This is a genomic window from Paenibacillus sp. J22R3 (genome assembly GCF_056269305.1).
Genome location: NZ_JBWDNS010000001.1, coordinates 1,615,923 through 1,641,468, shown reverse-complemented (window position 1 = coordinate 1,641,468; position 25,546 = coordinate 1,615,923). Strand labels below are relative to the sequence as shown.

Genomic DNA, 25,546 nt, shown 5'->3' with positions numbered 1-25,546 from the left:
GCGCCCCTTGAAAGGGTAGGTGTTACTTCCAATATGGGACAATCTGCAGCTATAATCAAGCTTCATAATTATCAAGAATATGCCTGTCAACGGCTCATTGAGACGCCTAAGAGCGCTCTATTCATGGAGATGGGTCTAGGCAAGACTTTGACCACGCTCACTGCTATACACCGCTTGAAAGCGTCTGGCGAAGTCAAGAAAGTACTGGTCATTGCCCCGCTCCGGGTCGCAGAGGATACGTGGGCGCGTGAAGTTGGGAAGTGGGACATGCCGTTCAAGGTAGCGAAGGTTCTTGGTCCGGAAGCAAAGCGACGTTCAGCGCTTCATGAGGATGCGGACCTGTATGTGATCAATCGTGAGAACGTACCGTGGCTCGTAGATTATTACATGGTCCAGAATTCAGGATGGCCGTTTGATATGGTTGTGATCGATGAACTGTCCTCCTTCAAGTCTGGCAGCTCCAAAAGATTCAAGGCATTGAAGAAGATACTGCCTCAAATTAAGCGGATCGTCGGCTTAACCGGTACACCTACGCCAAATGGATTGCTCGATTTATGGGCGCAGATATACTTGCTTGATGCCGGCATGAGATTGGGCAAGAGCATGACTGCTTATCAGAACCAATTCTTTTATCCTGCTAAGAAGAACGGACATATCATCTACGAGTGGGCACTAAGGCTAGGAGCTCAGCAGCAGATACAAAATAAGATTAGTGATATTGCAGCTAGTATGCGGGCGCAGGACTATCTGACGCTTCCTGAGTGCATTAGCATTGAAACGCCTATAGTTTTATCCAATAAAGTGAAGAAGCTTTATAAGGATTTGGAACGAGATTTACTATTACCTTTTGAAGACGCGGACGTAACCGCTGAGAATGCTGCGGTACTCGCGAACAAGCTCCTGCAAATCGCCAGCGGTGCAGTCTACGATGAGTCAGGCAAAGTGCAGGAAATACACGGTGCCAAACTAGACGCGCTAGAGGACATTATTGAGGCCGCACAGGGCAGGCCTGTGATGGTGTTCTACAATTACAAGCATTCACTGGAACGGCTTAGAACCCGCTTCCCACAAGCGAGAACGCTTCGCAAAGGTCAAGTTGGAAATGAGGATATTCGTGCATGGAATAACAATGAGATCCCGCTTCTACTTCTCCATCCAAAGAGCGCCGGCCACGGCCTAAACCTTCAAGAATCACTATGTCAAACCGTAGTCTGGTTCGATCAAACCTACTCGCGTGAAGAGTATGAGCAAGGCAATGGGCGTGTATATCGGCAAGGTCAGAAGCATGCCATTGTCATTAACCATCTTATCGCCGAGGGAACAGTTGACGTACAGGTTGTAAAGGTTCTGCAGCAAAAGGGCGTAACACAATCTGCCTTGATGGAAGCCATTCGAGCGAGGTTTAAACGATGAGTGAGGCAGCATTTCAGAAGAAGGTACTGGCATTCCTCAGGTCACTCCCAGGCGTATGGGTTGTAAAAGTGCACGGCGGACACTTTCAAAGCGCCGGCACGCCTGACATCTTATGCTGCGTTAACGGGAAGTTTGTGGCAGTCGAGTTAAAAGCTCCAGAAGGTCAGGCGTCACCGCTCCAAATGAAAGCGATCGGAATGATCAGAACGGCAGGGGGCATGGCCTATGTGCTGTACCCCCAGGATTACGCGAGATTTCAGAGTGATATGAACACATTAGCTGAAAAGGTCGGTGGAAAAGATGAATATTGAACAAGTGGAAAATCAAGCAGCTGAACTACGGGAACAGGTGGGTGGGAAGATATTTGCATTCCCTGTAGAACCGGAGAATCCGCATTCGAAGTATGCTGTCACAATCTACAACGGTGCTGGGTTCATCACTTTTCCTGATCCACTTGTAATTGAAGAGGCTGCAGCCGCGGTTAAATCAACCTTAGATGGGTTCGAGCAAGAGGGTTGGGATGCGGATTATCAAAGGAATGTAAGATTCATATCGTATGAGACGCAATTAATTGCTCCAAACGTGACTATGAGACGAATGAAAAAGGAGCGCGTATCACACGCAAGGCAGGTGGCAACTAAGCTTGCTTCACTGGAAGGGAAGACAGCTGCTATTAAACCGATTGTTCAAACCATTGCACCTTTTGTTAAAACGCCGGGGAACATCGCTTCTACCGCCATCACACTGACACCGCTAGGCCTCGTTAAAGGGGCGCTGCAGCTTACTAAATTGGGAGGGGAATTATCCCGCAAACTTCAACCAGAGAAGCTTTAAGCACACTTGGAATGGGGTTAACTGGTACAGGTTTGGGAAGACGAGTTTGATAGAATTTATGGTCCATTCCTAGAGAAAGCAAAAGCCGAATCAAATGAGGAGTTGGTCGATTCTTTACTTGCGATCGAATCGCGGATGTGGAGTCTGGCGTATCTGCAGATTGATTCAGCTTATCGTATTGGCATGTGTGACGGGTTCCGGCTTCAGCAGGAATTGACAGAGTTGACCGCAAACTAAGTGTTTCCCGCTCCTTAATATTGTTATAGAGTACAAACAGGGTCTCGGTAGTATCGAGGCCCTTTAATTTTGTCCTTGGAGGTAAGGTAATGAACAAGCCATCAGAAGCGGCAAGGAAGCAGCTTGCCAAAGTTATTGCATGGGAGCTCGTCCGAAAACAGACGCTGAATGCGACGAAAGGAGAGATGGAACATGAAGTACCCGCTGAAAACGATGATACCGCTAGACGTTGACGGTAAGCACATGTCAGACGAAGCGTGGGAGCGCGTGCAACGCTTGATTGCCAAGATTTAGTTGCGCATCCAATCTGAGATAAAACCTGATAAAACCTGAGATTTCACAGTCATTCTTTGAGCGTTTAACTGTAAGTAGGAAGGAGAAGACAATGGACAACTACCCGCCACTATTGACCGCGAAGCATATAGCAGAGATTCTATCATGCCATATCACAACAGCCTATGAAGTCATGCAGCAGCCCCATCGTCCCGTATGGCGTAATGGGAAGATGGTTCGAATGCACCGGGATCTGTTCTTTAAGCAGCTTGAGAACGAATGCTTAGTAGGGATGAAAACCTACGAAAACCTCTGATTTTAGAGAAGTGTGTTCATATGGCGACGCTTCCGACCGATATTGTAATTAAGCGACATCATGAGGAGGACTTCTATGCAGATTTACACCGGACCGAATATTGTTTGCAGCTACTGTGGGGAAGAGAAGACATCCGTGATGCTCGAGGATATGACGCTTGCATGCCCACTATGTATTACGGAAAGCGTGAAGGATACAGATCATCCACCGCTATTCTTGGTGAAGTGAGTGCGATTCTCCTAATTTGGTTTTTATAAATTAAAAAAAAAGTTTCTAAAAAAGAAGGAAAATTTTTCTTGAGTGTCGAAAGCTATGTTTAATTTTCAAAAAAATTAAATATAGCTACTGTATATTAAGGTTAACTTATTATGCAGTAGCTATTTTACTATACTTTCTCAATGAGGTGTTTTATTTATGTCTGAATCAGGGACGGATTTATTATCGACATCGTTACAATACACTTTAGTTATGACTCCAAGGTTAAAGAGGACGGATCTTGCTAAGCTCCCATCACTAGGGTTCCAAGGCGGCCAAGGAGTTGTGGTTGGAATTATTGATTCTGGTATTAACGATGGTGTGAAAGTTCTGGATCAAATTGACTACACCGGTTGTGGTACCGGCGATAATATCCCCAATTTACACGGTACAAAGGTAGCGACTATAATCAGTCATTTCGCTCGAAATTGCGAGATATTGAATATTAAAGTCACTGATTCAGGAAAGGATATTAATTGGGTATACATATTTCAGGGTCTTGAATATGCTAAAAGTAAAAATGCGCATATAATTAACCTGTCCCTGGGGCATCATGAGAATAACGGAATACAATGTAAAGGTGATTGTACTCGCTGTCTGGAAGTCCAAGAGTTTGGGCGTGCTAATAATATTATTATTGTTGCCGCTGCTGGGAATGAGGGTCCAAACGACAATACAGTTAACTGCCCCGGAGCTGCACCTGACATCGTTACGGTTGGGATGGTGAACTATACGGGAGCTGTAGTGGACATAATGAGTTCAAGATCAATGGATGGTATGTCAAAACCAAATCTGTTAACGAGCGGTTATGTGGATTATGAAAGTACTCAAGATGTTGGTACTTCTTTTGCTGCTCCAGTAGTCACAGGGGTATTAGCTGCCGCTTTACCTGTATTTGCTTTTGAAAACCAAAGACTAGTGTCTACGCTTTATCAATCTTGTGATTTAATCTCTAATGTTCCCCTACATCATCAAGGGAACGGAGTTTTAAATATAAAATCTTTTGTGGAGGCGATAAAAAATGAGACAGCTGTTACTGACGGTCAAGGACAAAACCAAAGTTAGAGATTTGGAACAGTTCGGGAACATTACCTATATATCTAATTACACTTCAATGATTGGTTTTGAATGCAAAGAGGAGAAAGTACCTTATTTAAGCAAACATCCTAATGTTGATCATTACGAGGATGCATGCACGGCAAAGTTGCAAAATTAAATATTTAGAAAACGCCAAACACCTCCATATTATATGGAGGTGTTTTTATTATATCGACTTCAGATAGGTCAGTAAATAATTGTATATATAAGTATAAGTAGTGTTCCATTTTATTATATACTTACTCTATAAAAAACGCGCGCGCGCGAGGAGGCATCAATATGGGGCGAAGATCGACTAAGGATAAGCGGGAGCAGATTGCGGCTGATTTTGAACGGTACATCTGGGAAACAAGCATGCCATCAGTTAAGGAGTTTGCTGCTCGGCATGGACTGACCAGGGCGTACTTCTACCTGTACCCGGAACTAAGAGAATATGCGGAACTATGCAGCACCAAGAAGTGGGCGGACATCGAAACGACTATGTTTAGCCGCGAGGCGCTACACTTTACACGCAAGCAGACTGGCCGGATGATTCAGATGTATTGCCAGATGATGGGCGGCGAGGCGATCCGGTTGCAAGCAAGGGAGCGTGAACAAGAACGGGTTGAGCAGATGCGTTCAGCTAAAGTCGTTATTTTACCAGTAGCCCACTGGGCGCAACCTGACGGCATGGCGAAAGTGGCATAAGACTATTTTGACACATAAAAAAAGGAGGGGAATTATGCCCGCTCCAATCAAATATGACTGGCTGGCAGCTGAAGATTGTTATATAACCGCTCAGGATCTATATCCCCGGGTCTCAATAAAAGATATTAGCAACTGGTTCAATATTCCATACCAGACGGTAAGGCGATACGCAGCAATACATAAATGGGTGAATCAGAGGGATCAGAAGTATTATGTTACTCGTAATCCCATTCCGCCTGCATATGCGAATACGGTTAGCTCACAAACGTAATGCTACAAAACCTCACAAAACCTCACATCTTACGCATGTGTACGATTAGATGACAATTCACGGAGTGTCATAGTACTATGACAAAACGCTGAAAGCCCACAAGCCACTCTCTTAGTGTACGAGTGTCAAACACAGGTCATGTAAAAGTATTCATCACCGGCGAGGACAGCTTGGCGTGAGTCGTACCGCGATGGTTAGAGCGCAAGCGAGAAGCAGACAATTCTAGTGACAAAACGCTATTCCATGAACGACAGGGAAAGGGGCAAAGCAACATGGCTGAAGTCGGCCGTCCGACAAAGTATAAACCAGAATATGCTGAGCAAGCTCGCAAACTGTGCTTGCTAGGAGCTATTGATCGGGAGATGGCGGAGTTTTTCGGAGTTTCGGAGTCCACATTGAATCTATGGAAAACGGAATATTCGGAGTTATCGGAGTCCATTCGCACGGGAAAAGTGCTAGCGGATGCAACAGTTGCCGAGAAACTGTATCGCCGGGCCTGCGGATACGTTACGAAAGAAACGGTAACCGCGCCATTTCAAGGTAAGATTATGGACGTTATGGAAATAGACAAATACTATCCTCCGGACGTAACTGCAATCCAGTTTTGGTTGAAAAACCGGCGTCCCAAGGATTGGCGCGATAAACAAGTTCAGGAGCACGAAGGAAACGGCGTTATAACCATACAGTTTGTATCACCTGACCATATTGAAAACTAGGATCAGCCGATACTATGAATTGTTCTTCGGAGTAACATGCAATTATACGCTTCTAAAGCCTTGCTACTTATACACAATAAAGAAGCTGTAGGGATGCTTTCCCGTACGGCTTCTTTTTGTATTAATAATCCGCCAGGCTCACTTGCGTATAGAGAATCGAATGTGACTCCATAATATTTCACGAGCGCTAGCCCTGCGGTGATTTCTTATTCATCTCCATATAATTTACTCCCCACTCGAACATCTTATTTAATATCGAGCTCAGACTCTCCCCGAACTCTGTAAGAGAATACTCAACTTTGGGAGGGACGACCGGATATACTTCGCGGTGAATTAAACCATCTAGTTCAAGCTCACGAAGCTGCTGCGTGAGCATTTTTTCGGTAATTGAGGGAATTAGCTTCTTTAGTTCGCCGAATCTCAGCGTATTTTCCCTCAATCGCCATAGTAGTAAAGGTTTCCACTTACCGCCAATCGCATCAATCGTGGCTTCTACAGGACAAGTAAATTCTTTATCTTTTATAATATCCTTCATAATAAGTTCACCTCATACTTACTTTTTGGTTAGTACCTTACAATATTGTCGGTACTTCTATTTTACATAGGTTACAAGCATAATGAAAGTGTCAAAAAAACAATCAATGTGAGGAGCAAAAATAAATGAGCGCAGATATCTTAGTAATTGGGGCTACTGGAACAACAGGTAAGGAATTGGTGAAACTTCTGGCGAATAACGGCCATAAAACGCGTGTTACTGTTCGTTCGACAAGCAATACAAGCGAACTCCAAACGTTAGGAGTCGAATTGGTACAAGCCGATCTAAATGATGTGGACTCACTTGTCCATGCCATGAACGGCATTGAAAAAGTATATTTTGCAACACCTCTTGTACCGAATATGGTGGAGCTTTCTTCTTCAATTATTCGTGCTGCTAAAAAAGCCGGTGTGAAGCATCTTGTGAAGTTGTCCGGCGGCGGGTCTGAAATGGATACATTGGCCAAGTGGCATAGAGCTGCAGAGAAAGAAGTGGAGCAGTCGGGTATAGCTTATACATTCTTGCAGGCTAATACTTTTATGCAAAACTTAGTTAAATTCAGCTCATATACGATTCGTAATCAGGGAGCCTTCTACGAACCGCACGGCGAGGGAAAATCGGCTTACATCGATGCTCGCGATATCGCCAAGGTCGCTTATCATGTACTAACGGAGAAAGGCCATGAGAACAAGGCATACTACTTGTCGGGTCCGGAAGCACTCTCCGGTGCAGAGATTGCGGATATTCTTACTTCAGTAGCCGGCAAACCAATTAAGTACGTTGATGTACCGGTTGATGCTTATCGCGCTTCGATGCAAAAAGTAGGCATGCCTGCTGAAATAATCGAGGGCTTGTTAGAGCATTATCAAATGGTGAAGCAAGGATATACAGCAAAAGTATCCAGTGCGGTAGAAGATATTACCGGCCATAAAGCTACCTCGTTTGATTCTTTTGCTCAAGCAAATAAGGAAGCATTTATCGGTTAATTGAGCAAGGATAAAGCATAAGGGCTGTCCCGATTAGTCGTAAGACTATACGGATGGCCCTTCGATTTAGCTCTCCGTTGAGAAGAAAAGAAATGGGTAAACTACAGTTGAGCAAAGGGCAAAAAATATATTCGCCAATCGGATAACGAGAGGAATTTATACAATGATAACTACAGCTGATAAACCCGCTTTCTCAATCAAATCGATCATTGCCCCATTGCTTGCGGTCATGATTGGAATGATTATGGTGCTTCTGGATACTACCGTTATTAACGTTGCAGTACCTACTTTAGAGAAGTACTTCAACAGTTCATTAGAATCCATTCGGTGGGCGATTACCGGCTATACGCTTGCGTTAGCTACTGTGATCCCCTTGGCTGGTTGGATGACTGATAAATTTGGAGCTAAACAAATTTTTCTCATCACAATTGCTTTCTTTATGATTGGATCCGTACTCTGTACCTTGGCTCAAACGCCTGCACAGCTTGTGTTTTACCGCATCCTACAGGGGTTGGGTGGCGGAATGGTAGCACCTATCGGTATGGCATTGGCGTTTAGGCTGGCACCTCCTGAAAAAAAAGGAGCTGTAATGGGGGTCCTTGGAATACCGATGCTGGTTGCGCCTGCTACTGGCCCTTTAATCTCTGGTTGGTTAATTGGGATTGGGTCTTGGCATTGGATCTTCTTTATTAATATCCCAATCGGCATTGCAGCTATTATTATAGGCATTAAATATTTACCGAGGATTGAACGTCACAAGACGGCGACATTGGATGTCTTAGGCATGGTTCTTGGCCCAATCGCCTTTACCATGCTTACTTATGGAGTAAGTGAAGGCGGGAGTGATTGGAGTTCCACTAAAGCGATAACCGGACTAGCTGTCGGTGGCGTCGCCCTTATCCTATTCATTATTGCAGAGTTACGTCATAAGCAGCCTTTACTCGAACTGCGTGTTTTTAAATCATTTGATTTTATTCGGGGGATTGTACTATCTTGGCTTTTACAAATTTCCATGTTCGTATCTGTTTTGTTGCTCCCCTTATATCAACAAGGAGTACTAGGTCGAACACCGCTCGTAAGTGCGTCAATCGCTCTCCCTAGTTCGCTGGGTGCTCTGATTTTTTCGCCAATATCGGGAAAGCTGGCTGACAAATTCGGGGCAAGGCCACTAGCCGTAACAGGTTTGAGCTTCGTGTCTGTTGCGATATTGCTTCTATCAAGGGTTACTATCCACACCCCGCCAATTGGACTAATGATTCCCATGTTTTTGATGGGAAGTGGGATGGGGCTGTCGATGATGACGATTAACACGCATGTGCTGCAATCAGCGCCGCGTGATCTGATAAGTCGAGTAACACCACTGACTTCAGCAACACAACAAGTAGTCGTTTCATTTGCGATAGCTGCCTTTACTGGCTATTTAACTTCGCGAATTGGGACACGTATGGTAGAAGCTGGGCCGAGCGCCGATAAATTGAAGGAGTCTGCTCTTGCATTCGGTGATACCTACTTTATTATCGCTTGGTTTGCGATAAGTGGCGTGGTGCTTGCATTATTCCTTCGTAGGCCTCGCTCGGCAGGCTAAGTAAATTCTTGAATAGGAACTACTGTGATAAAGCTAGTATGACAATAGGAGGATATCCAGTGAAGGCAATACTTGAAAACGAAAAAACTAAAGACCTGTATCTGGGACCAGCTGCTGAGCCGTTAATATCTGATGATGAACTACTTGTCAGAGTCAAAGCAACGGCTCTAAACCGAGCGGATTTTTTGCAAAAACGCGGGTTGTACCCTCCTCCGACGGGGGTAACTAATATCCTAGGACTTGAAATGGCGGGTGTTGTTGAAACGATTGGCGCCAACGTAAAGGATTGGATGCCTGGAGATCGGGTGTTCGCTCTGCTTCCGGGAGGTGGATACGCGGAACGAGTCGCCATTCCAGAGGGAATGGCTATGCGGATACCGGACCATTTTTCATTTGAACAAGCGGCTGCAATACCGCAAGTTTTCCTTACTGCTTTCCTGAATTTGTTCACGCTCGGAGGCTTGCAAGCAGGCAATACCGTACTGATTCATGCCGGAGCTAGTGGTGTCGGTACCGCAGCGATTCAGCTCGTAAAAGAAGCAGGAGCCAATTCCATTGTAACCGCAGGAACCGAGGAAAAACGAAACAGGTGTCTTGAACTAGGCGCCAGCGCGGCGATCGATTATAAAGCGAGTCCCTTTGCAGAAACTGTGAAACAGCTAACAGACGGTTGCGGAGTGAACATCATTATGGATTTCATTGGTGCCCCGTACTGGCAGCAAAATATAGACTCGCTTGCGACGGACGGTAAATTGATTATTATCGGTACAATGGGCGGTAGCGCGGTGAGAGAGCTCGATCTAGGATTACTGCTTAGGAAGCGGCTACAAGTGATCGGTACGGCGATGCGTTCCCAATCGATATCGGATAAAATCAAGCTTACAAAGCAGTTCGTCCACTTCGCGATGCCACGATTTATGGACGGTCGACTGAAGCCGATCATAGATTCCGTTTGGGATTGGGAGAAAGTGAATGAAGCTTTTGCACATATGGAAAACAACAAAAATTTAGGAAAAATAATTCTACGCATCACTTAAAAGAAGTTTTCTACTCATGTAAACCATCGCCGAATGTTTGGCGATGGTTTTTCGAATGGTCTTCGAGGAGCACGAGGTTATGGGTGAATTTCGTTGGATATCAAAGGACGTTCCTCTATGAAAGGACGCCCTAAACGGAAAATAATTGAGGGTACAACGCGTTTACACCACCAGATAATTTCTGCATTACATTGCGACTATATTCGTCTGCAACAATTTCATAGCTGTCCATTTCAATACCGCCGATAGCAACCTTGGCAATATCAGAAGGGTTTTCTTTTGGTGCTTGAATTATTGCAGTCATATCAGTATCCATATAGCCTACATGCAGTCCGGAAACGCGAATATTTTTGGGAGCCAAAATCAATCGAAAAGAATTCGTCAGACTCCATTCTGCTGCCTTAGCTGCTGAGTAGTTACCGGACCCCCCTAGGCTGAACCAGGATAGAGCAGATAATATATTCAGGATGGTTCCTCCACCATTATTCTCCAGGATAGGAGCAAAAGCGCGCATCATCGAGAGCGTGCCAAAGAAATGCGTATTCATATCTAAATGAATTTTATTTATATCGCCATCTAACAGCGCGGCGCGAGAATTCACACCTGCATTGTTGATTAGTAAAGTTATATCTTTAGCAGCCTCTGCCGCCGCAGCAACCGACTTATCGCTTGTGATGTCTAGCTGCAATGGGGTAACACCTTGAAGGTCCACTAATTCAGGACTTCTGGCGCCCGCATAAACCTTAGCACCTCTTGACAGAAGTTCTTGTGCCAGATGACGTCCAAGGCCGCGGTTAGATCCTGTTACAAGTGCGATTTGTTTTGAAATGTCCATGGTATCTTCTCCTCGCTTTTTTGTATTAAGCAACCATTCCTTATGTTGCGATTGGAATTGAAACTTATTCGAGGTTGAATGTAAAGCGAACGAATTCTGCCATAGTACTATGACAAAACGCTAACAGCCTAAAAATCCAGTGATACCAGGGGTTGAGGGCTTTTTGTGTTTCATCGTCATAATCCTGTCATAGAATCTAAGACACAAAAAAACGCCTCAAACCCAGAAGTATCAAGGGGTTGGGCATTTGTCATAGATGTCATCGAAAAAAGGCTTACTTAGCAGTATAAAATATACACGCGCAGCCGGTAAAAATAACGATTCGCATCAAATTCGCATCAACTCATGTCGGCGCCTGTTGTAACCATTCGGCAGACAAAATAAAAAACCCAGCAATTAAGCGGGTTTCGGCGTTTAAATTATGGTGATCTGGACAGGGTTCGAACCTGTGACCCCTACCCTGTCAAGATAGTGCTCTCCCAGCTGAGCTACCAGATCATAAAGTGTTGCTTCATTAGTGACAAGAATTAATATATCAAACGGCAAATAAGATGTCAACAAGTTTTCGCAATAAAATAGTCTAATTTACTGTAAACCCGCATAAGGTGTACTCAAGCTTTTATCAGTGGAGAGGCGGGTTGTCTAGTGGCGGAAGCTGCCCATTTGGCGGTGTGGTTGGTTGGATTGTTCAGTATCGTCGGTACGGTTTGCGTGTGCGTGGCAAAGATGGTGATCCATGATACAGTTGCTTACGATGAAGCATTTGTGTGGAGAAGAAAGCTGCCGGCGGAGCTGAAATCCAAGCGTTAAGTTTGCTTTGGTGACAGCGCGGGTATACTATTCCCAAAATGGTAATTCGATCCATAGGGAGTGGTATAGTTGAGGAAAGCAATTGGAGCTGCTCTATGTTTATTGATTTGTTCCGGGTGCTTACAGCGACATGCTTCAGACACGGTCCCGACCATTAAGGTCGTCAACCAGGAAAATGTGCTAAGCACGGTTTATCCAACAACGCGATCCGTGTTCGGTGAAGTATATGATTCACCTAACAAACCCAAAGATATGACACCTGCTTTACCGGGTGCGGCGAATTCGCGCCAGCAGAAGCCTCCGCTACGTGAAGAAAACAACCCATAAATCCGGTGGTGCCCGCGGGGCACACCGGATTTTTTTGGTTTCCCGATTCCTTGCTCCTGAATAATAGCAGAGAATATGAGCCATCCTACTTGAGCGCTATGCAAGCGCAGAGGAGGAAACAACCATGAACAGTCCAGATAACGAAAGTGTGCAAGAGAGCGTTGCTGCTGCTGAGAGGTTCGTTGCCGCACAGAAGAATGGCGATGGAGATTTAATGGCATTTAAGACTTCCTCGGGTCGCGTACTCAATTACGAGCAGGCACTGGCAGAAGCGAATAACGGCACGATTGCCGGAGTGAACGTATTTAAAGGAAAAGACGGCGAGCATTACATTCGAGGGGATGCAGATGGAGATCCGACGAACAATCTGGATCAACTGCCTAATTTCTAGCAGTCAAGCCAGTCTGAGATAAAGCAAGACAAGCCCGCTGCGGTGCAGCGGGCTTGTTATCGTTATGACCCTACTAGAAAGTGTATCGCTTATGCTGCTCTACGAATCGCATGACGCCATCTCGTTCGAGGTCTTTCGGCTTACTGTCATCATAGTGCATGAGCCAGATGCGTTCTTGAATATGAGCAGGAAGCGATTGCAGCTCTTGAAGTGTTGCATGTACGGCTCCCGGAGGCTTCAGCTGGCAGTCATGAAAGATCGTCTGAACCCCATCCTGTACCAGTCGTTCCAGTAGGCTGGGATTAAACCTCATATCCGCCGAATAGAAGAAGTTCTCATTAATCAGGAAAGAGTAACTAAACTTATTTGGAATATGCTCGGTATGTATCGCTTCGACAACGAATCCGGGCAGAAGCTCTGTGCTGACACCTGTCTGCAGCGGGATAACTTCAAAATAATCCTCAAGCGCCGAACATTCATCCTGCAGCAGTCCACCCTTTAGAGAGCTTTCCCATAAGGAGTTAACCAGTGATTCATGGATAAACAGTTTCGGCTTGCGCTTATATATAAACTTCATTTGAAAGGCGAACTCTTCTAAGCCGCCGATATGGTCGGCATGAATATGGCTGATGAGTACGGCATCGATCTCGTTAACGGACTTTCCAAGCTGATGCATTGAGAGCAGCGCTGTGGTACCGCAATCAAGCAATAGGGTGTGGCGATCTGTATAAAATAGAGCATTCGTATTGAAGTAGGTTTTGGCGAATGCACTACCCGTTCCGAGCATTTGAATATCCAATCGGGACATCCTCCCTAAGCTGTACGTTACTATTCAATTTATCATTTCTGTATGCAAATGAAAAGGAAAACCTTGCTAATCCGCAATCGGAATCGAGCGTTCTTCTGCCATGCACACCGGTGCCTATTCAATCATACGATAGCTATGAACGGAATGCGAAGATAGGCAGGTGCGGATCAATATGGCTCCTAAAGGTAAAGTCGTCAAGAAGAAGAAAAGTCCATCGGATCGGAAGCAGGCAGTACTGAAGCTTGTGCTTTCGGACACTTGTGCAGTATGTAAAACCCCTTGTGCAAGAGGGATGCGTTATTATGAAGGCATGAAGCAGCCGGGAGCAATGGGAAAAGGCGTACCGTGTATTTTGACGCGGACCTACGTATAAAGTCGGCATCCATTTCCCGTTAGTATTTCCCAGGCAAGCGCATGTTTCAACATAATGTGACAGGTTTTGGTAAGGAAAAATTTTTGTGAACTGGCGCAACTTTGGACGACTTGGTGAGTATAACCATACATCCAGATTACGGACGGAGGTTTACTACCATGAAGTTCAGAAGACTTCTCATGTTGACGTTGGTATTGTCGCTGTGGGGCGGCACCATGCTCTTTGCGGATTCCGCTTCTCAACGGGTGCGGGTTATCGTGAACGGAAATGAGCTAGACGACGCGGGGATTTTTACTGACGGCAAAACATACTTATCAGTTCGCCAAGTAGCCAATACGCTGCAATCCATCGTATATTGGGATGAGGCATCGAAGAAGGTTACGTTGTATAAGCCTAATGTTCACATGTTCTTATTCAAGGATAATACGATCTTCGGTAACGTTCTGAAAGGGAATAAGTTTGCATTCAAAGTGTTTGCCCAGATTGATAACCTTCAGACCGATATTTCTGCTGTAAAGGTAACAATCGAGGATCCGAAGAGTAATGTCACGTTGATTCAATCGGAGAACATTACGATACAGAAGGATAACTTCTGGTATCGCACGGATGATATCAACTATACCTTTGACGATGTAGGCAAATATACGATTAGATTTTACATGAAAGTAGCCGGCAGCGACGATTGGAAGTTGGTTTCCGAGAAAACAATTACGGCCAAAGCTCAATAGATATACGCTAAGCGCTGCATTCCACAGGATGCGGCGCTTTCGTTTGACCCTGAGATTGTTCCATGTTACGATACGAAGGAAATGAATCATTAATGGAAATGAGGGTATACAATGAGCGATCACGTGCACGATGAGAATTGCAACCACGATCATGATCACGAAGAACACGTATTCCTTGTCACGGACGAGGAAGGCATTGAACGTGAAATGGTCATGGTATTTACGTTCGAATCCGAAGAGCAAGTTTATTCCGTATTGCTGGACCGCAACGATCCGGAAGCTGACGGCGTTATTTTCCGTATTGAAGAAGAGGACGGCGAAGCATTCCTGGTTGGCATCGAAGATGATGCAGAGTGGGAACGCGTAACGAAGATTTATGAAGAAATCGCGAAGAGCGAGAACGAAGCATAAAACAGCGTATATGCAAAATAGAGAAAACAAAAACTCCGATGCCGCCATGGCTTCGGAGTTTTTCGTTATTTACGAGGATTATAGTAAATGGTTCTGCCGTTAAACATCGTTAGCTCAGCCTTTAAGTGCTTGGCGAAATATTTGCAAAGCTCATTGGCTTTGGATTTGTCGCCGTGTGTTGCGGTATCGGGGAGCACAACCTGCACATGCGAGATGCTCTGATCACCGGACTCCTGCGTGCCGACTCCGAATAAGATGTAGTTGTACTGCGGCGAAATGCCTTTCAAGTAGAACCAACGATTCTCTTCGCCCGGCTTCGTTTCAACGGTATAGGGAAAAGCGGATTCGGTGTAGTCCCATCCAAGCTGCTGACCGGTTAGCGAGGTCTGTTCCCGGTAGCGGCCAAGCCTTTCCTTCACCTCATCGAGGCTGAGACGTTCAACTGCTGAACCTTGCACGAATTTAATGTAAGCGCTTTGACCCATTATGCCCACCCCCTCCCACATCATAGCATTCTGAAAAAGGATTGACAATAACCGCCGATAACGTGGCCCCAGAGATACGAAAAGTCCCCAGCCTGCTCTTCGGTAGGAGAGTCGGAAGCTGGGGACTTGCTTTCGTACATGGTTGCATAAGAAGTAAGCTGTGTAGCTGTGAACTAAGAAATAGCTTCTTCTTCGAAAATAACTTTGACGAATTGAATGCTGCGATCCTCAGGACCTTTCACCGGCAAGCCGACTTCCACATGATCGGTGATGTAATCGATATTCGTCTGAGAGATGACTTCACCCGGCAGAAGTATCGGAATACCCGGCGGATACACGTAGATAAATTCTGCTATGATGCGGCCGGCTGATTCTTTGAACGGGACAACCTCAGTCTGACCGTAGAAGGCTTCACGCGGCGTCAGAGAGAGATGCGGGATTTCCGGAATCTTAACGACAAGCTCATTGGCTTCGTTTCCTTGATGCTGCTCGGCCAGATCGCGCAGGGCCGTAAGCAGTGTGCCAACGGAGTCGGAAGTATCGCCGGGAGTAACGAGCGCCAGAATGTTATACATATCGCTGAGCTCAACTTCAAGGTTGTAATGCTCGCGCAGCCAGTTCTCGGTCTCGTATCCGGTAATACCTAGGTGGCGGACATGAATAGCCAGCTTCGTCGGATCGTAGTCATAGGTCGCTTCGTCGCCGAGAATTTCTTCTCCGATACAATATAAGCCAGGCATCTTGTTAATCTCAGCACGTGCAAGCTGAGCAAGAGAAATGGCTTTCTCAGCCATATCATGACCGTTAATGGCCAGGTTGCGCCGAGATGTATCCAGTGAGGACAACAGGATGTAAGACGTCGATGTGGTCGTCAGCATACTGATAATCGTTTGTACGCGCTGCGCATTGATGCGGCCGCTCTTTACATTCAGAACCGAGCTTTGTGTCATGGAACCGCCCAGTTTATGCACGCTTGTTGCCGCCATATCGGCGCCAGCCTGCATGGCAGACATCGGCAGCTTCTCATGGAAATGAATCAGCACGCCATGTGCTTCGTCGACGAGTACGGGAATGTCATAGCTATGTACAAGCTCGACGATTTCCTTCAAATCCGCGCAGATTCCATAATAAGTCGGGTTAATGACGAGAACTGCCTTTGCATCATGGTGACGATCAAGTGCGCGTTTAACGGAACGCGTCGTAATGCCGTGATCGATCCCAAGATTGGAATCACGAGCCGGCGAGATAAAGACAGGACGCGCACCGGCAAAAATAATGGCCGACATAATGGATTTGTGAACATTACGCGGTACGATGATTTTGTCGCCTGGGTTACAGACCGTCAAGATCATCGTCATGATTGCGCCGCTTGTTCCTTGTACCGAAAAAAAGGTATAATCAGCTCCGAAAGCATCAGCTGCCAGTTTCTGGGCTTCTTGAATGACGCCGGTCGGTTGGTGCAAATCATCCAACGGAGCAATATTTATAAGGTCGATCGACAACGCGTTGTCTCCAATAAACTCGCGAAACTCAGCGTCGCTCCCTACTCCTTTTTTGTGTCCGGGAATGTGAAATTGTACAGGGTTGTTGGCCGCGTGAGTGCGCAATGCGCTAAACAGCGGAGTCCGGGTATGATCCATAGCATTCATCCCAGCCTTTCGTGTGGATTGTAACAAACAAAGTTGAGTATAGCAAAACTAGGGGGGATTGCAAGCAACATTTTTGTTGAGACTAGAGTCTACATAGCCACCACGATTAATGAGCAGAAAAGGGGAGCGAACATGAGTATCGGTAAGGGCTGGGCAGGAAAAAAGGTTTTGTCGTCACCATTCGTCGTCCAGCTGCTCATCATTATGTATTTGGTTGAATTCGTGAAGGGTGCTTTGCTCGTCTCGATTCTCCCTGTTTATATGAGGGAAGTGCTAAATTTATCTGCGTATGCGGTAGGCTGGGCACTTGCTCTGCAATACATCGGCGATAACGCGTTTCGCAGTCCGCTTGGCTGGATTATCGACCGTATGGGGTACCGCTACGTCATGCTATTCGGCGTCTTGTTCACGAGTGCGTCGGTGCTGATCGTTTCCTATCTGCACGGTATGGGCTGGATTGTCGTTGCTTGTCTGCTGCTCGGGATCGGGACTTCACCGCTATGGCCATGCGTCATCAATGGAGCAACTACTGTGGCCGGCAATGAGTCGAGCGGCACGATAATGAGTGTTGTTTACATGGCTTGGCTGACTGGCGTCGGCTGCGGTCCGATCGTTATAAATTTCTTCATCACGCACACCTATGCACCTGCCTTTCGAATATTGATTGGGATGATGGTTGTCGTTATCATCGTCGCGCTGCTGCTGCCAGGGAAGAAACGGTCGATGGAGCTGGAAAATCGAGAAGAAGCACCGGTTGCCGCGACTTCTGAAACAGCTCATGAACAGTTATCGATGCGGGAGCGGGTACGCAGATATTTTGCCAAGGTGAGCAGTTCCTTGCATGCAAGTAAGCTGCTGTATCCGGCGATGTTTACGCAGAACTTTGCGCTGGGGCTTCTTACGCCTGTTCTGACGCAATACGCACGTACTGTCCTGCACCTAACTCCGCAGCAGTACAGCATGTATCTTGTTGCAGGTGGTGCGGTAACGGTAATCGGGCTGATTCCGGTCGGCAAATGGGTCGATCGTTTCGGCACGAAGTGGTTTCTTCATGTCGGATTTCTGACGGCAGCGATCTCGTTGTCCGTTCTCGGTTACACACGTAGTTTACCGCTCGTTATGCTTATCGTGGCGTTTGTCGGACTGGGCTATGCCTGTATTATTCCGGCTTGGAACGCACTGATTGCTCAAGCAATTCCCAAATCGGAACGTGGAGCGGTATGGGGATTCTTCCTTACAATTGAAGGCCTTGGTATGGTGTTTGGCAGCATTATGTCCGGCAAGCTATGGGATATGCTCGGTCCTCATTCTCCTTTTCTGGTCAGCGGAGCCGTTCTGCTTCTCTTGTTTGTTCTTCATTTGTTCATAACAAGACATAAAGCAGATGTGGTAACATGATGGGGTGGAGGGAACAAAATGACACAAAACAAAGACAAACGACTTGGCATAGTAATGGTCATGCTTATTACGACATTTATCGGGTTTGGGATTATTATTCCGGTTTTGCCGGAGCTTATTAAGAAAGCGAGTCCGGGATCTGTAGAATTTCATACAGGCATGATGCTTTCCGTGTATTCGGCGGTATCCTTTCTGCTTTCGCCGCTATGGGGCGGACTGTCCGACCGTATCGGACGTCGACCGGTTATTCTTACCGGCGTGCTCGGCTTTGCGGCCAGCTTCCTATTATTCGGTATCGCGGACGGAAGTCTGCCGATTATGTATGCATCGCGGCTGCTCGGCGGGTTGTTCTCGGGAGCTGTCACGTCCGTTATCGTCGCTTATGTTGCGGATATAACGCCGCCGGAGCAGCGGACACGCGGAATGGGGCTTGTCGGCATGTCGATCGGCCTTGGCTTTACGATCGGACCCGGCTTCGGCGGTTTGCTGAGTCTCGTTTCGCAGAACACGCCATTCTTCGCGGCAGCGGCACTCGCACTCGTCACATTCCTAATCGCGGTCACGAAGCTGCCGGAATCGCTGACGCCGGAAATGAGGCAAGCGGCGGGCGAAGCGAAGCCTTCGCGCTGGAGTGCTTTTACAGGCTCGGTCAAATACTTATATGTACTCGCGCTGATTGTATCTTTATCGCTCGCAGGGCTTGAAGCGACGCTGCAGCTGTTCGGTATGAAGCGCTTCGATGTCACTCCGTTACAAGTAGGCGTGATGTTTCTCGTTTGCGGTCTCGTCGGTGCACTGGTTCAAGGCGGAATCGTCCGCAGACGGATTCGCAAAGGCCAAGAACCGATGTATATTACGGCAGGCCTTATTATATCGGCTGTCGGTTTCCTTCTCTTGGTTACATCACACTCGCTGCTCAGCTCGACGATTTACTTGGCGATCTTCGGAATCGGCAACGCGCTGATTCGTCCGTGCGTGACATCGTTGATTACGCAGAAGACAACCGTCGGACAAGGTGTCGCATCAGGCTTGAGCTCGTCCATGGACAGCTTGGGACGGATTATCGGCCCGCTGTTTGGAGCGTTCCTCTTCACGGTCGACTTGACGCTCCCTTATGTAGCTGGCGGGCTGTTGTCGCTAGCGGCGCTTACGCTGCTGCTGCGATTCCGATTGCTAGACAGTTCGTCGGTAGAACAAACGAAATCCGTATCTCAACGTTAAAATAAAAAGCACCTGCATCAGGATGCCGCTATGGCACAACTGAGGCAGGTGCTTTTTGCATGTCACAACTTATTTGGTTATGCCGAGACCACGCATGATGAACGTAATGGTTTCCTCTCGTTCTCGCTTATCGTCCCAAACGGCGTCATTGCGCTCTCCATACAAGGTACGAACGGCAATGTAGCCCATGATGGCGGAGATGCTGAGCCTCACGACTGTCATGGAAGGCAGTTCCGCCATTTGCCCCTTCGCTTGAAATTGCGTCACGAGCTTCTGAAGTCGGCTGAGCACCTTCCCGAGCACATCCCGTTGAAAATGTTCCTGCAGTTCCGGATGAAACGGAATCTCCTGCATTAAAATCCGCAAGATGTTGCGATGCTTCGATATGAACTCGATTCGATTCTCAATCATCGCACGAATAACACCTTCGAAGCTCTCGTAGTCAGCATCGAGCACTTTGTTGAAGCCACGCAGGACGAAGGGAGCAATCAGCTTCGTCATCGCAGGCGCCACAATCGAGAGCAGCAAATCCTTCTTGGTCTTGTAATGCCGGAATATCGTACCTTCCGCGACTCCGGCACGCTGCGCAATCTCGCTGGTGGAGGAGCCTGCGAAACCCTTCTCGGCGAAGATCTCAATGGCGGATTGTAGGATTTTCACCTGCTTCTCGGTCATTTTCTCTCCGCCGCTATCGTTTCGGAGCAGCTCTTCCACCCATTGTTCCATCGTTTCATTCCCGTTCATCACGATCAACTCCTTCATGCCATCACCACGTTCAATTCGTTAATCTTGATGATATCACAGAAGTGTGATCGGATTAAATGGCACGGTGTTTCTTTAGTGCAAGTACGTTCAGCAAGGCAAAGACAGTCGAGAACCCTACGAGCACGTAGACATCCAGCTGAATATCGCTCCAGCCCTCGCCTCGAATCATAATGCCTCGCATCGCATCTGCACCGTAATAAAGCGGCATGATGGTACTTAGCTTCTGCAGCCAAGGTGCCATGGAATCTAAGTTGAACAAGCCCGAGAAGAAGACTTGAGGCACGACGACAAGCGGAATGAACTGGATGATCTGAAACTCGTTGCTTGCAAAAGAAGACAAGAGCGTTCCTAGCGTCAGCGCGGTTAACGATAAAAGCAGGTTCATCATGAGCACGAGCCAGATGGACCCATCCATATAGAGGCCAAGGACGTTAATGGCAAACCATGCAATCAACGCTGCTTGAAGCAGTGTAAATAAACCGAAGCCGGATAAATATCCGAGTACGACTTCTGAGCGCCGAATCGGCGTAGCCAGCAGACGCTCCAATGTGCCGCTTGTTCGTTCTCTGAGGAAGGATACGCCTGCCAGCATGAAGACGAAGAAGAACGAGAAGAAGCCGATCAATACAGGCCCGAAGGAATCGAAGGAGGCCATGTCCTCGCTGCCGTGCAAATACGTAATCGATGGCTGAACTGCAGGCATATCAGCACCCATCATGCGCTGCAGCAGGAGCAGCACCATTTTACTTGAAGCGGGGTCGCTTCCTTCCAGGGTAATCGCAGGTTTTCCTCCGCCGCCAAGTGAAAGCACTGCGTCCAGATCTCCGTCTTGGAGTGCCTGCTCAGCTGCCGCAGCCGTATCGTAATTCGTTACTTCAGCATCGGCCTTCTCCAGCCGTTCAACGATAGCGGCCGGGATTTGTACAGCGCCGATCTGAGGTTCTACCGTGTTTCCGTTAAATACAAGCTTCATTAATGTAAGAATAAGCAGCGGAGCTAGAAACAGGAGTGCCAGCGTTCGTTTGTCGCGAACAAATTGACGGATGATTCGAATGGCAAGCGCTCTGATCCTCATTCGCGAACACCTCCGCCATATACGATAAAAGCTTCCTCGATCGTCGAGCTGCCACTGCTTGCTTTGATTGCGTCCGGAGTACCGAGTGCAGTCAGCTTGCCGTCTCGGATGAGTCCTAGTCGATCGCATTTGTCTGCTTCATCCATGACATGCGTCGTAAGTACAATCGTTGTACCTCGTTTGCGCATTTCGCCAAGCTCCTTCCAAATCGACTGCCGTAATACGGGGTCAATGCCGACCGTTGGCTCATCGAGAACGAGCAGCTCCGGCTCGTGCAGCAAGGAGAGGGCTAGCGACAGGCGCCGCTTCATCCCGCCGGAATAAGCAGCAACGGTCTTGTTCAGATCATCTTGGAGATTGACGATCGTCATCGCAGCTTCGATCCGCTGCATCATGCGTGGACCTTTAAGTCCGTACAAGGAAGCGAAGAACGTCAAATTCTCCTTGGCTGTAAGTTCGTTATACAGCGCATCCGACTGCGCCATATAGCCGAAGCGCTGAAGCATCGACAGCTTCGGCATCTGCTCGCCCAGCATGTAGACAGAACCTCCGTCGGCTTTATCTATACCGGTGATGAGCTTAATCAGCGTTGTTTTGCCGGAGCCGGAAGGACCAAGCAGGCCGAACAATTCGCCGCGTTCTACTTGCAAGGAGATGTCGTCCAGAACGGTTTTGCTGCCGAAGCGTCGTGTAACGGAGCGCACATCGACAACCGGAGCAGGTGAAGCTGAGGTTGATAAATTAGTCATTTGGGCTCACATCCTCGCTTGAAAATGAGTGATCACTCACATTTATTTTACTCCTAATAAGATCTTTCTGTAAAGTGAGTAATCACTCATTTTGTCCGAAGACTTACTTCCGCCTCCGCCTTAGGTCGGGGATAAATACTGGTCTACAGACGTTTACATCCCCTATCTGAAAAAGGTATTCTTTAACAAGGAGTTCTGAGGAGAACCATATGAAAGGGGAAAAGGTAGAAATGCAGTTTATTACCAAATGGGCTTTTAACAATAAAGCCGCTATGAAACTCGTAGTGCTAATGGCACTCGTGATGGGGGTAATCAGCTACTACAGGCTTCCGATGGAGTTCTTGCCTGAAGCTGATAATCCGATGGTTACGATTGCAGCAATCGGACCTGGTTATGATGCCAAATCGATGGAAACCGGCGTTACAGCCAAACTGGAGGAAGCGGTACAGTTCGTGAAAGGCAAGAGCCTCATGACGTCATCCTCCGGTAACGGATTCTCCAAAATCGACTTAGCTTTCGATTCCAAAACAAACATGAAAGAAGCAAAAGCGGAGGTTGAAGCGGCGATTCGCTCGGTTCAATTGCCGGAGCGCGTTATGCCTCCGTACGTTGTACAATTCAACACATCCATGATTCCAATCTCTTGGGTATCCATTAACTTAGATGGAGTAGCGGCGAAAGACCGTGAGAAAATGGAGAAAGACCTGATTAACGCCTTTAAGAAAGTAGATGGCGCAGGTGATGTGTCGCTTGGCGGCAAATCGAACCCCAATATCTCCGTTATTCCGGATTCGGCTAAGCTGGCAGAGAAAGGCGTTCCGTTCGCTTCTCTTATGGGCGTGCTTCAAGGCCGCGGCGTTGCGGCTTCCATTGGCGAGAAAACAATCGATGGCGCTTCCGGCAACATCAATGTGGAAGCGGCGATTAACGATCTGGATACGCTTCGCAAGCTTCCGGTAGCAGCAGGCGTAACGCTTGGCGATGTTGCTAAAGTGGAAGCTCAAACCGAGCAAGAGAGCATCAGCAGCCTGGATGGCAAGAATGTGCTCATGCTCACGATTTCCAAAACAGCGGATGCCAATGCCGTTAAAGTCGGCGACGGTGTGAATGCCGAAGTAGAGCGTCTGAACAAGGATATGAAAGGCGTCGAAATCAAAGTGCTTTCGAGCACATCGGAGCAAGTTGTACATTCCGTAAACTCGATGCTTCGTGAAGTATTGATGGGCGCACTGTTCGCAACAATCGTAATCCTGCTGTTCATGCGTAATCTGAGAGCTACGCTTGTGACAATCGTATCGATTCCGCTCTCGCTTGGTATTACACTTTACTTGCTTCAAGTATCCGGCGTAACGCTTAACATTATTACGCTAGGCGGTGTTGCGGTTGCGGTTGGCCGTCTCGTGGATGACAGTATCGTCGTCATCGAGAACATCTATCGCCGCTTGCAGAAAGAAACGTTCTCGGTTGGTCTTGTCATGGACGCAACGAAGGAAGTTGCAACAGCGATTACGTCTTCCACGCTTGTGACAGTAGCCGTATTCCTGCCAATGGGACTTCTGCGCGGTTCGCTTCAAGCGTTCCTGCTGCCATTTGCATTAACCGTAAGTTACTCGCTCCTAGCATCCTTGCTGGTTGCTCTAACGGTAGTACCGATTCTAAGCGCGGTGCTGCTGCGTAACACGAAGATGAAGGAGCACGAAGGCTCCAAACGTTTTGCCAATTTCTTAAACTGGAACTTGCAGCATAAATGGGTTCCGCTTGTCATTGCCGTCCTGCTGCTTGTTGGTTCTGTTGGTGCGTACATGTCGATGCCTAAAGGGGCTATTGATTCCTCCAACGCAGCGAACTTATCCGTAACGTTGGAATATTCGAGCGATACGCCGACTGATAAAGTAATCGCAGAAGGTCGCAAGCTTGAGACATTCTTGAACGATCGTAACGATATTGACTGGGTTCTCATGCAGAACGGGAACAGCGCAGATGGGGCGCAATACGGTGAGGTAACTTCTCCTACGCTGGTTACTTACTTGGTTGATATGAAGGAAGGCGCAGACGCTGAGAAGCTGATCAGTGATGTGAAAGGTCAGCGCTCCTCCTATCCGGGAGCCGATCTGAATGCGGGGGCAATGGATTTTGCCGGCGGCGGAAGCTCCACTCAGGTTGTGGTTGACGTATCCGGCGATGATCTCGATGCGATCTCCAAAGGTGCAGAGCAAGTAATGGCTGCCATTAAACCGGTCAAAGATGTCATCAAAGTGAAATCGAATCAAGAGCAAATGAAACCTGTGTTCACGTTCCAAGTGGATCCTTTGAAATCAAACGGTCAAGAGATTGCACAACAACTTCAGGGGATGATGAATCCAATTCCACTGGGTACTGTGAATATCGATGATCGTACAACTAACGTCATTCTTCAACCGCTTGCGGATCCGAAATCGGAGAACGACCTGAATGAATTGACTGTTATGACAGCACAAGGCCCTGCTAAGGTTTCTTCCGTTGCTAAGCTTGTGAAGAGCGAACAGCCTAGCGTATTCTATCATAAAGACGGCAAAGCTTATGTTCGTGTAACGGCTGACGTAGATCCTAGTCAATTGTCGATCGTAGGTAAAGAAATTACGAAGAAAGTGGATGCTCTTAAAGCAGCTGAAGGTGTAACGTTCACCGTTGGCGGCGCATCTGCAGATCAATCGGCAGATTTCGCGGATTTGGGTATCATCATGCTGGTTGCGATCGGTATCGTATACTTGATCATGGTAGTCACATTCAAAACATTGCGTGCACCGCTTGCCATTCTGTGCTCGCTTCCGCTTGCAGCAATCGGAGCAGTCGTAGCCTTGCTCGTATCGAACGTATCGCCTGACTTCACGGCGGTGTTCGGAGCGCTCATGCTCGTCGGTATCGTGGTCACGAACGCGATCGTTCTGATTGACCGCGTGAAACAGAACGAACAACGGATGGGTATCCGTGAAGCATTGGTAGAAGCAGCGGTAACGCGTGCTCGCCCAATTCTCATGACGGCAATCGCAACGATCTCGGCTATGCTGCCGCTCGTCTTCGGTTCATCTGAGAGTGGAAGCATCGTATCGCAAAGCTTAGCGATCGTGGTTATCGGTGGTTTGGCTGCGGCAACATTGCTTACACTGCTTATCATCCCTTGTATCTATGAGCTGTTCTTCTTCCGTAAAGCGAAACGCCAACGCGTGGCTGCTAAGAAGGCAGTAGCTGCTTAAATTATTGAATTCATGAACAAAGCCTTACGTCCATCATGGACGTAA

At 47.4% G+C, this 25,546-nt stretch carries 29 protein-coding genes and 1 tRNA gene; 21 read left to right on the top strand and 9 right to left on the bottom strand.

Annotation, left to right across the window (positions count from 1 at the left end; genetic code table 11):
* Positions 1 to 33: 33 nt before the first annotated feature.
* From AC0YN4_RS07725 to AC0YN4_RS07680, 10 genes are all read left to right on the top strand, one after another.
* Entirely contained in the window at positions 34 to 1,413 is a 1,380-nt protein-coding gene (locus AC0YN4_RS07725) for a DEAD/DEAH box helicase (protein WP_475835493.1), read from the top strand.
* Entirely contained in the window at positions 1,410 to 1,724 is a 315-nt protein-coding gene (locus AC0YN4_RS07720; RefSeq protein ID WP_475835492.1) for a VRR-NUC domain-containing protein, read from the top strand. The genes AC0YN4_RS07725 and AC0YN4_RS07720 overlap by 4 nt, the downstream gene beginning before the upstream one ends.
* Positions 1,714 to 2,247 (top strand): hypothetical protein, encoded by a 534-nt coding sequence (locus AC0YN4_RS07715; RefSeq protein ID WP_475835491.1) that lies wholly within the window; start codon positions 1,714 to 1,716, stop codon positions 2,245 to 2,247. Before AC0YN4_RS07720 ends, AC0YN4_RS07715 begins: the two co-directional genes overlap by 11 nt.
* A 102-nt stretch (positions 2,248 to 2,349) precedes the next feature.
* Positions 2,350 to 2,484: a hypothetical protein gene (locus AC0YN4_RS07710; RefSeq protein ID WP_475835490.1), complete on the top strand. Its 135-nt coding sequence runs from the start codon at positions 2,350 to 2,352 to the stop codon at positions 2,482 to 2,484.
* Between the two features lie 89 nt (positions 2,485 to 2,573).
* The gene (locus AC0YN4_RS07705; RefSeq protein WP_475835489.1) at positions 2,574 to 2,717 is read left to right on the top strand and encodes a hypothetical protein; all 144 of its coding nucleotides are present in this window, start codon (positions 2,574 to 2,576) and stop codon (positions 2,715 to 2,717) included.
* 152 nt (positions 2,718 to 2,869) lie between these two features.
* Positions 2,870 to 3,073: a DNA-binding protein gene (locus tag AC0YN4_RS07700; RefSeq protein ID WP_475835488.1), complete on the top strand. Its 204-nt coding sequence runs from the start codon at positions 2,870 to 2,872 to the stop codon at positions 3,071 to 3,073.
* A gap of 75 nt (positions 3,074 to 3,148) precedes the next feature.
* Complete coding sequence (locus AC0YN4_RS07695; protein WP_475835487.1) at positions 3,149 to 3,301, top strand: hypothetical protein; 153 nt, start codon at positions 3,149 to 3,151, stop codon at positions 3,299 to 3,301.
* 186 nt (positions 3,302 to 3,487) lie between these two features.
* On the top strand, positions 3,488 to 4,393 hold the full coding sequence (locus AC0YN4_RS07690) for a S8 family peptidase (protein WP_475835486.1): 906 nt from the start codon (positions 3,488 to 3,490) through the stop codon (positions 4,391 to 4,393).
* 312 nt (positions 4,394 to 4,705) lie between these two features.
* Positions 4,706 to 5,113: a hypothetical protein gene (locus AC0YN4_RS07685; protein ID WP_475835485.1), complete on the top strand. Its 408-nt coding sequence runs from the start codon at positions 4,706 to 4,708 to the stop codon at positions 5,111 to 5,113.
* 543 nt (positions 5,114 to 5,656) lie between these two features.
* Positions 5,657 to 6,100: a transposase gene (locus tag AC0YN4_RS07680; RefSeq protein WP_475835484.1), complete on the top strand. Its 444-nt coding sequence runs from the start codon at positions 5,657 to 5,659 to the stop codon at positions 6,098 to 6,100.
* A 187-nt stretch (positions 6,101 to 6,287) separates the two neighbouring features.
* On the opposite strand, the gene AC0YN4_RS07675 is transcribed toward AC0YN4_RS07680, so the two are convergent.
* Entirely contained in the window at positions 6,288 to 6,635 is a 348-nt protein-coding gene (locus AC0YN4_RS07675) for a winged helix-turn-helix transcriptional regulator (RefSeq protein WP_475835483.1), read from the bottom strand.
* A gap of 125 nt (positions 6,636 to 6,760) precedes the next feature.
* Between AC0YN4_RS07675 and AC0YN4_RS07670 the strand changes: the two genes are divergently transcribed.
* From AC0YN4_RS07670 to AC0YN4_RS07660, 3 genes are all read left to right on the top strand, one after another.
* Positions 6,761 to 7,621 carry an SDR family oxidoreductase gene (locus AC0YN4_RS07670; RefSeq protein WP_475835482.1) on the top strand — a complete coding sequence of 287 codons (861 nt, stop codon included), beginning with the start codon at positions 6,761 to 6,763 and terminating at the stop codon, positions 7,619 to 7,621.
* A 163-nt stretch (positions 7,622 to 7,784) separates the two neighbouring features.
* Positions 7,785 to 9,206, top strand: a complete 1,422-nt coding sequence (locus tag AC0YN4_RS07665) for an MDR family MFS transporter (protein WP_475835481.1) — start codon at positions 7,785 to 7,787, stop codon at positions 9,204 to 9,206.
* A gap of 59 nt (positions 9,207 to 9,265) precedes the next feature.
* Positions 9,266 to 10,243: an NAD(P)H-quinone oxidoreductase gene (locus tag AC0YN4_RS07660; protein WP_475835480.1), complete on the top strand. Its 978-nt coding sequence runs from the start codon at positions 9,266 to 9,268 to the stop codon at positions 10,241 to 10,243.
* A 130-nt stretch (positions 10,244 to 10,373) separates the two neighbouring features.
* On the opposite strand, the gene AC0YN4_RS07655 is transcribed toward AC0YN4_RS07660, so the two are convergent.
* Together AC0YN4_RS07655 and AC0YN4_RS07650 are read right to left on the bottom strand one after the other, a co-directional pair.
* Positions 10,374 to 11,078, bottom strand: coding sequence for an SDR family oxidoreductase (locus AC0YN4_RS07655; protein ID WP_475835479.1), 705 nt, complete (start codon positions 11,076 to 11,078; stop codon positions 10,374 to 10,376).
* A 422-nt stretch (positions 11,079 to 11,500) separates the two neighbouring features.
* A tRNA-Val gene (locus AC0YN4_RS07650) sits at positions 11,501 to 11,576 on the bottom strand.
* Positions 11,577 to 11,723: 147 nt separating this feature from the next.
* Here AC0YN4_RS07650 and AC0YN4_RS07645 point away from each other — a divergent pair.
* Both AC0YN4_RS07645 and AC0YN4_RS07640 read left to right on the top strand, forming a co-directional pair.
* Positions 11,724 to 11,888, top strand: coding sequence for a hypothetical protein (locus AC0YN4_RS07645; RefSeq protein WP_475835478.1), 165 nt, complete (start codon positions 11,724 to 11,726; stop codon positions 11,886 to 11,888).
* 451 nt (positions 11,889 to 12,339) lie between these two features.
* Positions 12,340 to 12,606 carry a DUF3892 domain-containing protein gene (locus AC0YN4_RS07640; RefSeq protein ID WP_475779277.1) on the top strand — a complete coding sequence of 89 codons (267 nt, stop codon included), beginning with the start codon at positions 12,340 to 12,342 and terminating at the stop codon, positions 12,604 to 12,606.
* A 73-nt stretch (positions 12,607 to 12,679) separates the two neighbouring features.
* Here the strand turns inward: AC0YN4_RS07640 and AC0YN4_RS07635 are convergent, their stop codons facing one another.
* Positions 12,680 to 13,414, bottom strand: a complete 735-nt coding sequence (locus tag AC0YN4_RS07635) for an MBL fold metallo-hydrolase (RefSeq protein ID WP_475835477.1) — start codon at positions 13,412 to 13,414, stop codon at positions 12,680 to 12,682.
* Positions 13,415 to 13,574: 160 nt separating this feature from the next.
* Between AC0YN4_RS07635 and AC0YN4_RS07630 the strand changes: the two genes are divergently transcribed.
* The 3 genes from AC0YN4_RS07630 (at position 13,575) to AC0YN4_RS07620 (ending at position 14,926) form a co-directional block, all read left to right on the top strand.
* On the top strand, positions 13,575 to 13,787 hold the full coding sequence (locus AC0YN4_RS07630; protein ID WP_475835476.1) for a hypothetical protein: 213 nt from the start codon (positions 13,575 to 13,577) through the stop codon (positions 13,785 to 13,787).
* Between the two features lie 158 nt (positions 13,788 to 13,945).
* A complete protein-coding gene (locus AC0YN4_RS07625) occupies positions 13,946 to 14,515 on the top strand; it encodes a stalk domain-containing protein (RefSeq protein ID WP_475779279.1) in 570 nt (189 codons plus the stop codon).
* Positions 14,516 to 14,626: 111 nt separating this feature from the next.
* Positions 14,627 to 14,926, top strand: a complete 300-nt coding sequence (locus AC0YN4_RS07620) for a DUF1292 domain-containing protein (RefSeq protein WP_090976987.1) — start codon at positions 14,627 to 14,629, stop codon at positions 14,924 to 14,926.
* A gap of 65 nt (positions 14,927 to 14,991) precedes the next feature.
* Here AC0YN4_RS07620 and AC0YN4_RS07615 read toward each other — a convergent pair whose 3' ends face one another.
* Both AC0YN4_RS07615 and AC0YN4_RS07610 read right to left on the bottom strand, forming a co-directional pair.
* Positions 14,992 to 15,411 (bottom strand): DUF1885 family protein, encoded by a 420-nt coding sequence (locus AC0YN4_RS07615; protein WP_475779280.1) that lies wholly within the window; start codon positions 15,409 to 15,411, stop codon positions 14,992 to 14,994.
* A gap of 173 nt (positions 15,412 to 15,584) precedes the next feature.
* Positions 15,585 to 17,051 carry an aminotransferase class I/II-fold pyridoxal phosphate-dependent enzyme gene (locus AC0YN4_RS07610; RefSeq protein WP_475779281.1) on the bottom strand — a complete coding sequence of 489 codons (1,467 nt, stop codon included), beginning with the start codon at positions 17,049 to 17,051 and terminating at the stop codon, positions 15,585 to 15,587.
* A 141-nt stretch (positions 17,052 to 17,192) separates the two neighbouring features.
* Here AC0YN4_RS07610 and AC0YN4_RS07605 point away from each other — a divergent pair, with 141 nt between their 5' ends.
* Together AC0YN4_RS07605 and AC0YN4_RS07600 are read left to right on the top strand one after the other, a co-directional pair.
* A complete protein-coding gene (locus tag AC0YN4_RS07605) occupies positions 17,193 to 18,458 on the top strand; it encodes an MFS transporter (RefSeq protein WP_475835475.1) in 1,266 nt (421 codons plus the stop codon).
* 18 nt (positions 18,459 to 18,476) lie between these two features.
* On the top strand, positions 18,477 to 19,679 hold the full coding sequence (locus tag AC0YN4_RS07600; RefSeq protein WP_475779283.1) for an MFS transporter: 1,203 nt from the start codon (positions 18,477 to 18,479) through the stop codon (positions 19,677 to 19,679).
* Positions 19,680 to 19,748: 69 nt separating this feature from the next.
* On the opposite strand, the gene AC0YN4_RS07595 is transcribed toward AC0YN4_RS07600, so the two are convergent.
* From AC0YN4_RS07595 to AC0YN4_RS07585, 3 genes are read right to left on the bottom strand one after another with little or no spacing between them, the layout of a single operon-like run.
* Positions 19,749 to 20,441, bottom strand: a complete 693-nt coding sequence (locus tag AC0YN4_RS07595) for a TetR/AcrR family transcriptional regulator (RefSeq protein WP_475835474.1) — start codon at positions 20,439 to 20,441, stop codon at positions 19,749 to 19,751.
* 55 nt (positions 20,442 to 20,496) lie between these two features.
* Positions 20,497 to 21,519, bottom strand: coding sequence for an ABC transporter permease (locus AC0YN4_RS07590; RefSeq protein ID WP_475835473.1), 1,023 nt, complete (start codon positions 21,517 to 21,519; stop codon positions 20,497 to 20,499).
* Positions 21,516 to 22,268, bottom strand: a complete 753-nt coding sequence (locus AC0YN4_RS07585; RefSeq protein WP_475779286.1) for an ABC transporter ATP-binding protein — start codon at positions 22,266 to 22,268, stop codon at positions 21,516 to 21,518. Before AC0YN4_RS07585 ends, AC0YN4_RS07590 begins: the two co-directional genes overlap by 4 nt.
* 209 nt (positions 22,269 to 22,477) lie before the next feature.
* Between AC0YN4_RS07585 and AC0YN4_RS07580 the strand changes: the two genes are divergently transcribed.
* The gene (locus tag AC0YN4_RS07580) at positions 22,478 to 25,501 is read left to right on the top strand and encodes an efflux RND transporter permease subunit (RefSeq protein ID WP_475779287.1); all 3,024 of its coding nucleotides are present in this window, start codon (positions 22,478 to 22,480) and stop codon (positions 25,499 to 25,501) included.
* The last annotated feature ends 45 nt before the right edge of the window (positions 25,502 to 25,546 follow it).

Excerpts from the sequence above, each read along its gene's own strand:
- AC0YN4_RS07725 (WP_475835493.1), top strand. The coding sequence starts at position 34 with ATGGGACAATCTGCAGCTATAATCAAGCTTCATAATTATCAAGAATAT.
- AC0YN4_RS07720 (WP_475835492.1), top strand. The coding sequence starts at position 1,410 with ATGAGTGAGGCAGCATTTCAGAAGAAGGTACTGGCATTCCTCAGGTCA.
- AC0YN4_RS07715 (WP_475835491.1), top strand. The coding sequence starts at position 1,714 with ATGAATATTGAACAAGTGGAAAATCAAGCAGCTGAACTACGGGAACAG.
- AC0YN4_RS07705 (WP_475835489.1), top strand. The coding sequence starts at position 2,574 with ATGAACAAGCCATCAGAAGCGGCAAGGAAGCAGCTTGCCAAAGTTATT.
- AC0YN4_RS07700 (WP_475835488.1), top strand. The coding sequence starts at position 2,870 with ATGGACAACTACCCGCCACTATTGACCGCGAAGCATATAGCAGAGATT.
- AC0YN4_RS07695 (WP_475835487.1), top strand. The coding sequence starts at position 3,149 with ATGCAGATTTACACCGGACCGAATATTGTTTGCAGCTACTGTGGGGAA.
- AC0YN4_RS07690 (WP_475835486.1), top strand. The coding sequence starts at position 3,488 with ATGTCTGAATCAGGGACGGATTTATTATCGACATCGTTACAATACACT.
- AC0YN4_RS07685 (WP_475835485.1), top strand. The coding sequence starts at position 4,706 with ATGGGGCGAAGATCGACTAAGGATAAGCGGGAGCAGATTGCGGCTGAT.
- AC0YN4_RS07680 (WP_475835484.1), top strand. The coding sequence starts at position 5,657 with ATGGCTGAAGTCGGCCGTCCGACAAAGTATAAACCAGAATATGCTGAG.
- AC0YN4_RS07675 (WP_475835483.1), bottom strand. The coding sequence starts at position 6,635 with ATGAAGGATATTATAAAAGATAAAGAATTTACTTGTCCTGTAGAAGCC.
- AC0YN4_RS07670 (WP_475835482.1), top strand. The coding sequence starts at position 6,761 with ATGAGCGCAGATATCTTAGTAATTGGGGCTACTGGAACAACAGGTAAG.
- AC0YN4_RS07665 (WP_475835481.1), top strand. The coding sequence starts at position 7,785 with ATGATAACTACAGCTGATAAACCCGCTTTCTCAATCAAATCGATCATT.
- AC0YN4_RS07655 (WP_475835479.1), bottom strand. The coding sequence starts at position 11,078 with ATGGACATTTCAAAACAAATCGCACTTGTAACAGGATCTAACCGCGGC.
- AC0YN4_RS07640 (WP_475779277.1), top strand. The coding sequence starts at position 12,340 with ATGAACAGTCCAGATAACGAAAGTGTGCAAGAGAGCGTTGCTGCTGCT.
- AC0YN4_RS07635 (WP_475835477.1), bottom strand. The coding sequence starts at position 13,414 with ATGTCCCGATTGGATATTCAAATGCTCGGAACGGGTAGTGCATTCGCC.
- AC0YN4_RS07625 (WP_475779279.1), top strand. The coding sequence starts at position 13,946 with ATGAAGTTCAGAAGACTTCTCATGTTGACGTTGGTATTGTCGCTGTGG.
- AC0YN4_RS07620 (WP_090976987.1), top strand. The coding sequence starts at position 14,627 with ATGAGCGATCACGTGCACGATGAGAATTGCAACCACGATCATGATCAC.
- AC0YN4_RS07615 (WP_475779280.1), bottom strand. The coding sequence starts at position 15,411 with ATGGGTCAAAGCGCTTACATTAAATTCGTGCAAGGTTCAGCAGTTGAA.
- AC0YN4_RS07610 (WP_475779281.1), bottom strand. The coding sequence starts at position 17,051 with ATGGATCATACCCGGACTCCGCTGTTTAGCGCATTGCGCACTCACGCG.
- AC0YN4_RS07605 (WP_475835475.1), top strand. The coding sequence starts at position 17,193 with ATGAGTATCGGTAAGGGCTGGGCAGGAAAAAAGGTTTTGTCGTCACCA.
- AC0YN4_RS07600 (WP_475779283.1), top strand. The coding sequence starts at position 18,477 with ATGACACAAAACAAAGACAAACGACTTGGCATAGTAATGGTCATGCTT.
- AC0YN4_RS07595 (WP_475835474.1), bottom strand. The coding sequence starts at position 20,441 with ATGAAGGAGTTGATCGTGATGAACGGGAATGAAACGATGGAACAATGG.
- AC0YN4_RS07590 (WP_475835473.1), bottom strand. The coding sequence starts at position 21,519 with ATGAGGATCAGAGCGCTTGCCATTCGAATCATCCGTCAATTTGTTCGC.
- AC0YN4_RS07585 (WP_475779286.1), bottom strand. The coding sequence starts at position 22,268 with ATGACTAATTTATCAACCTCAGCTTCACCTGCTCCGGTTGTCGATGTG.
- AC0YN4_RS07580 (WP_475779287.1), top strand. The coding sequence starts at position 22,478 with ATGAAAGGGGAAAAGGTAGAAATGCAGTTTATTACCAAATGGGCTTTT.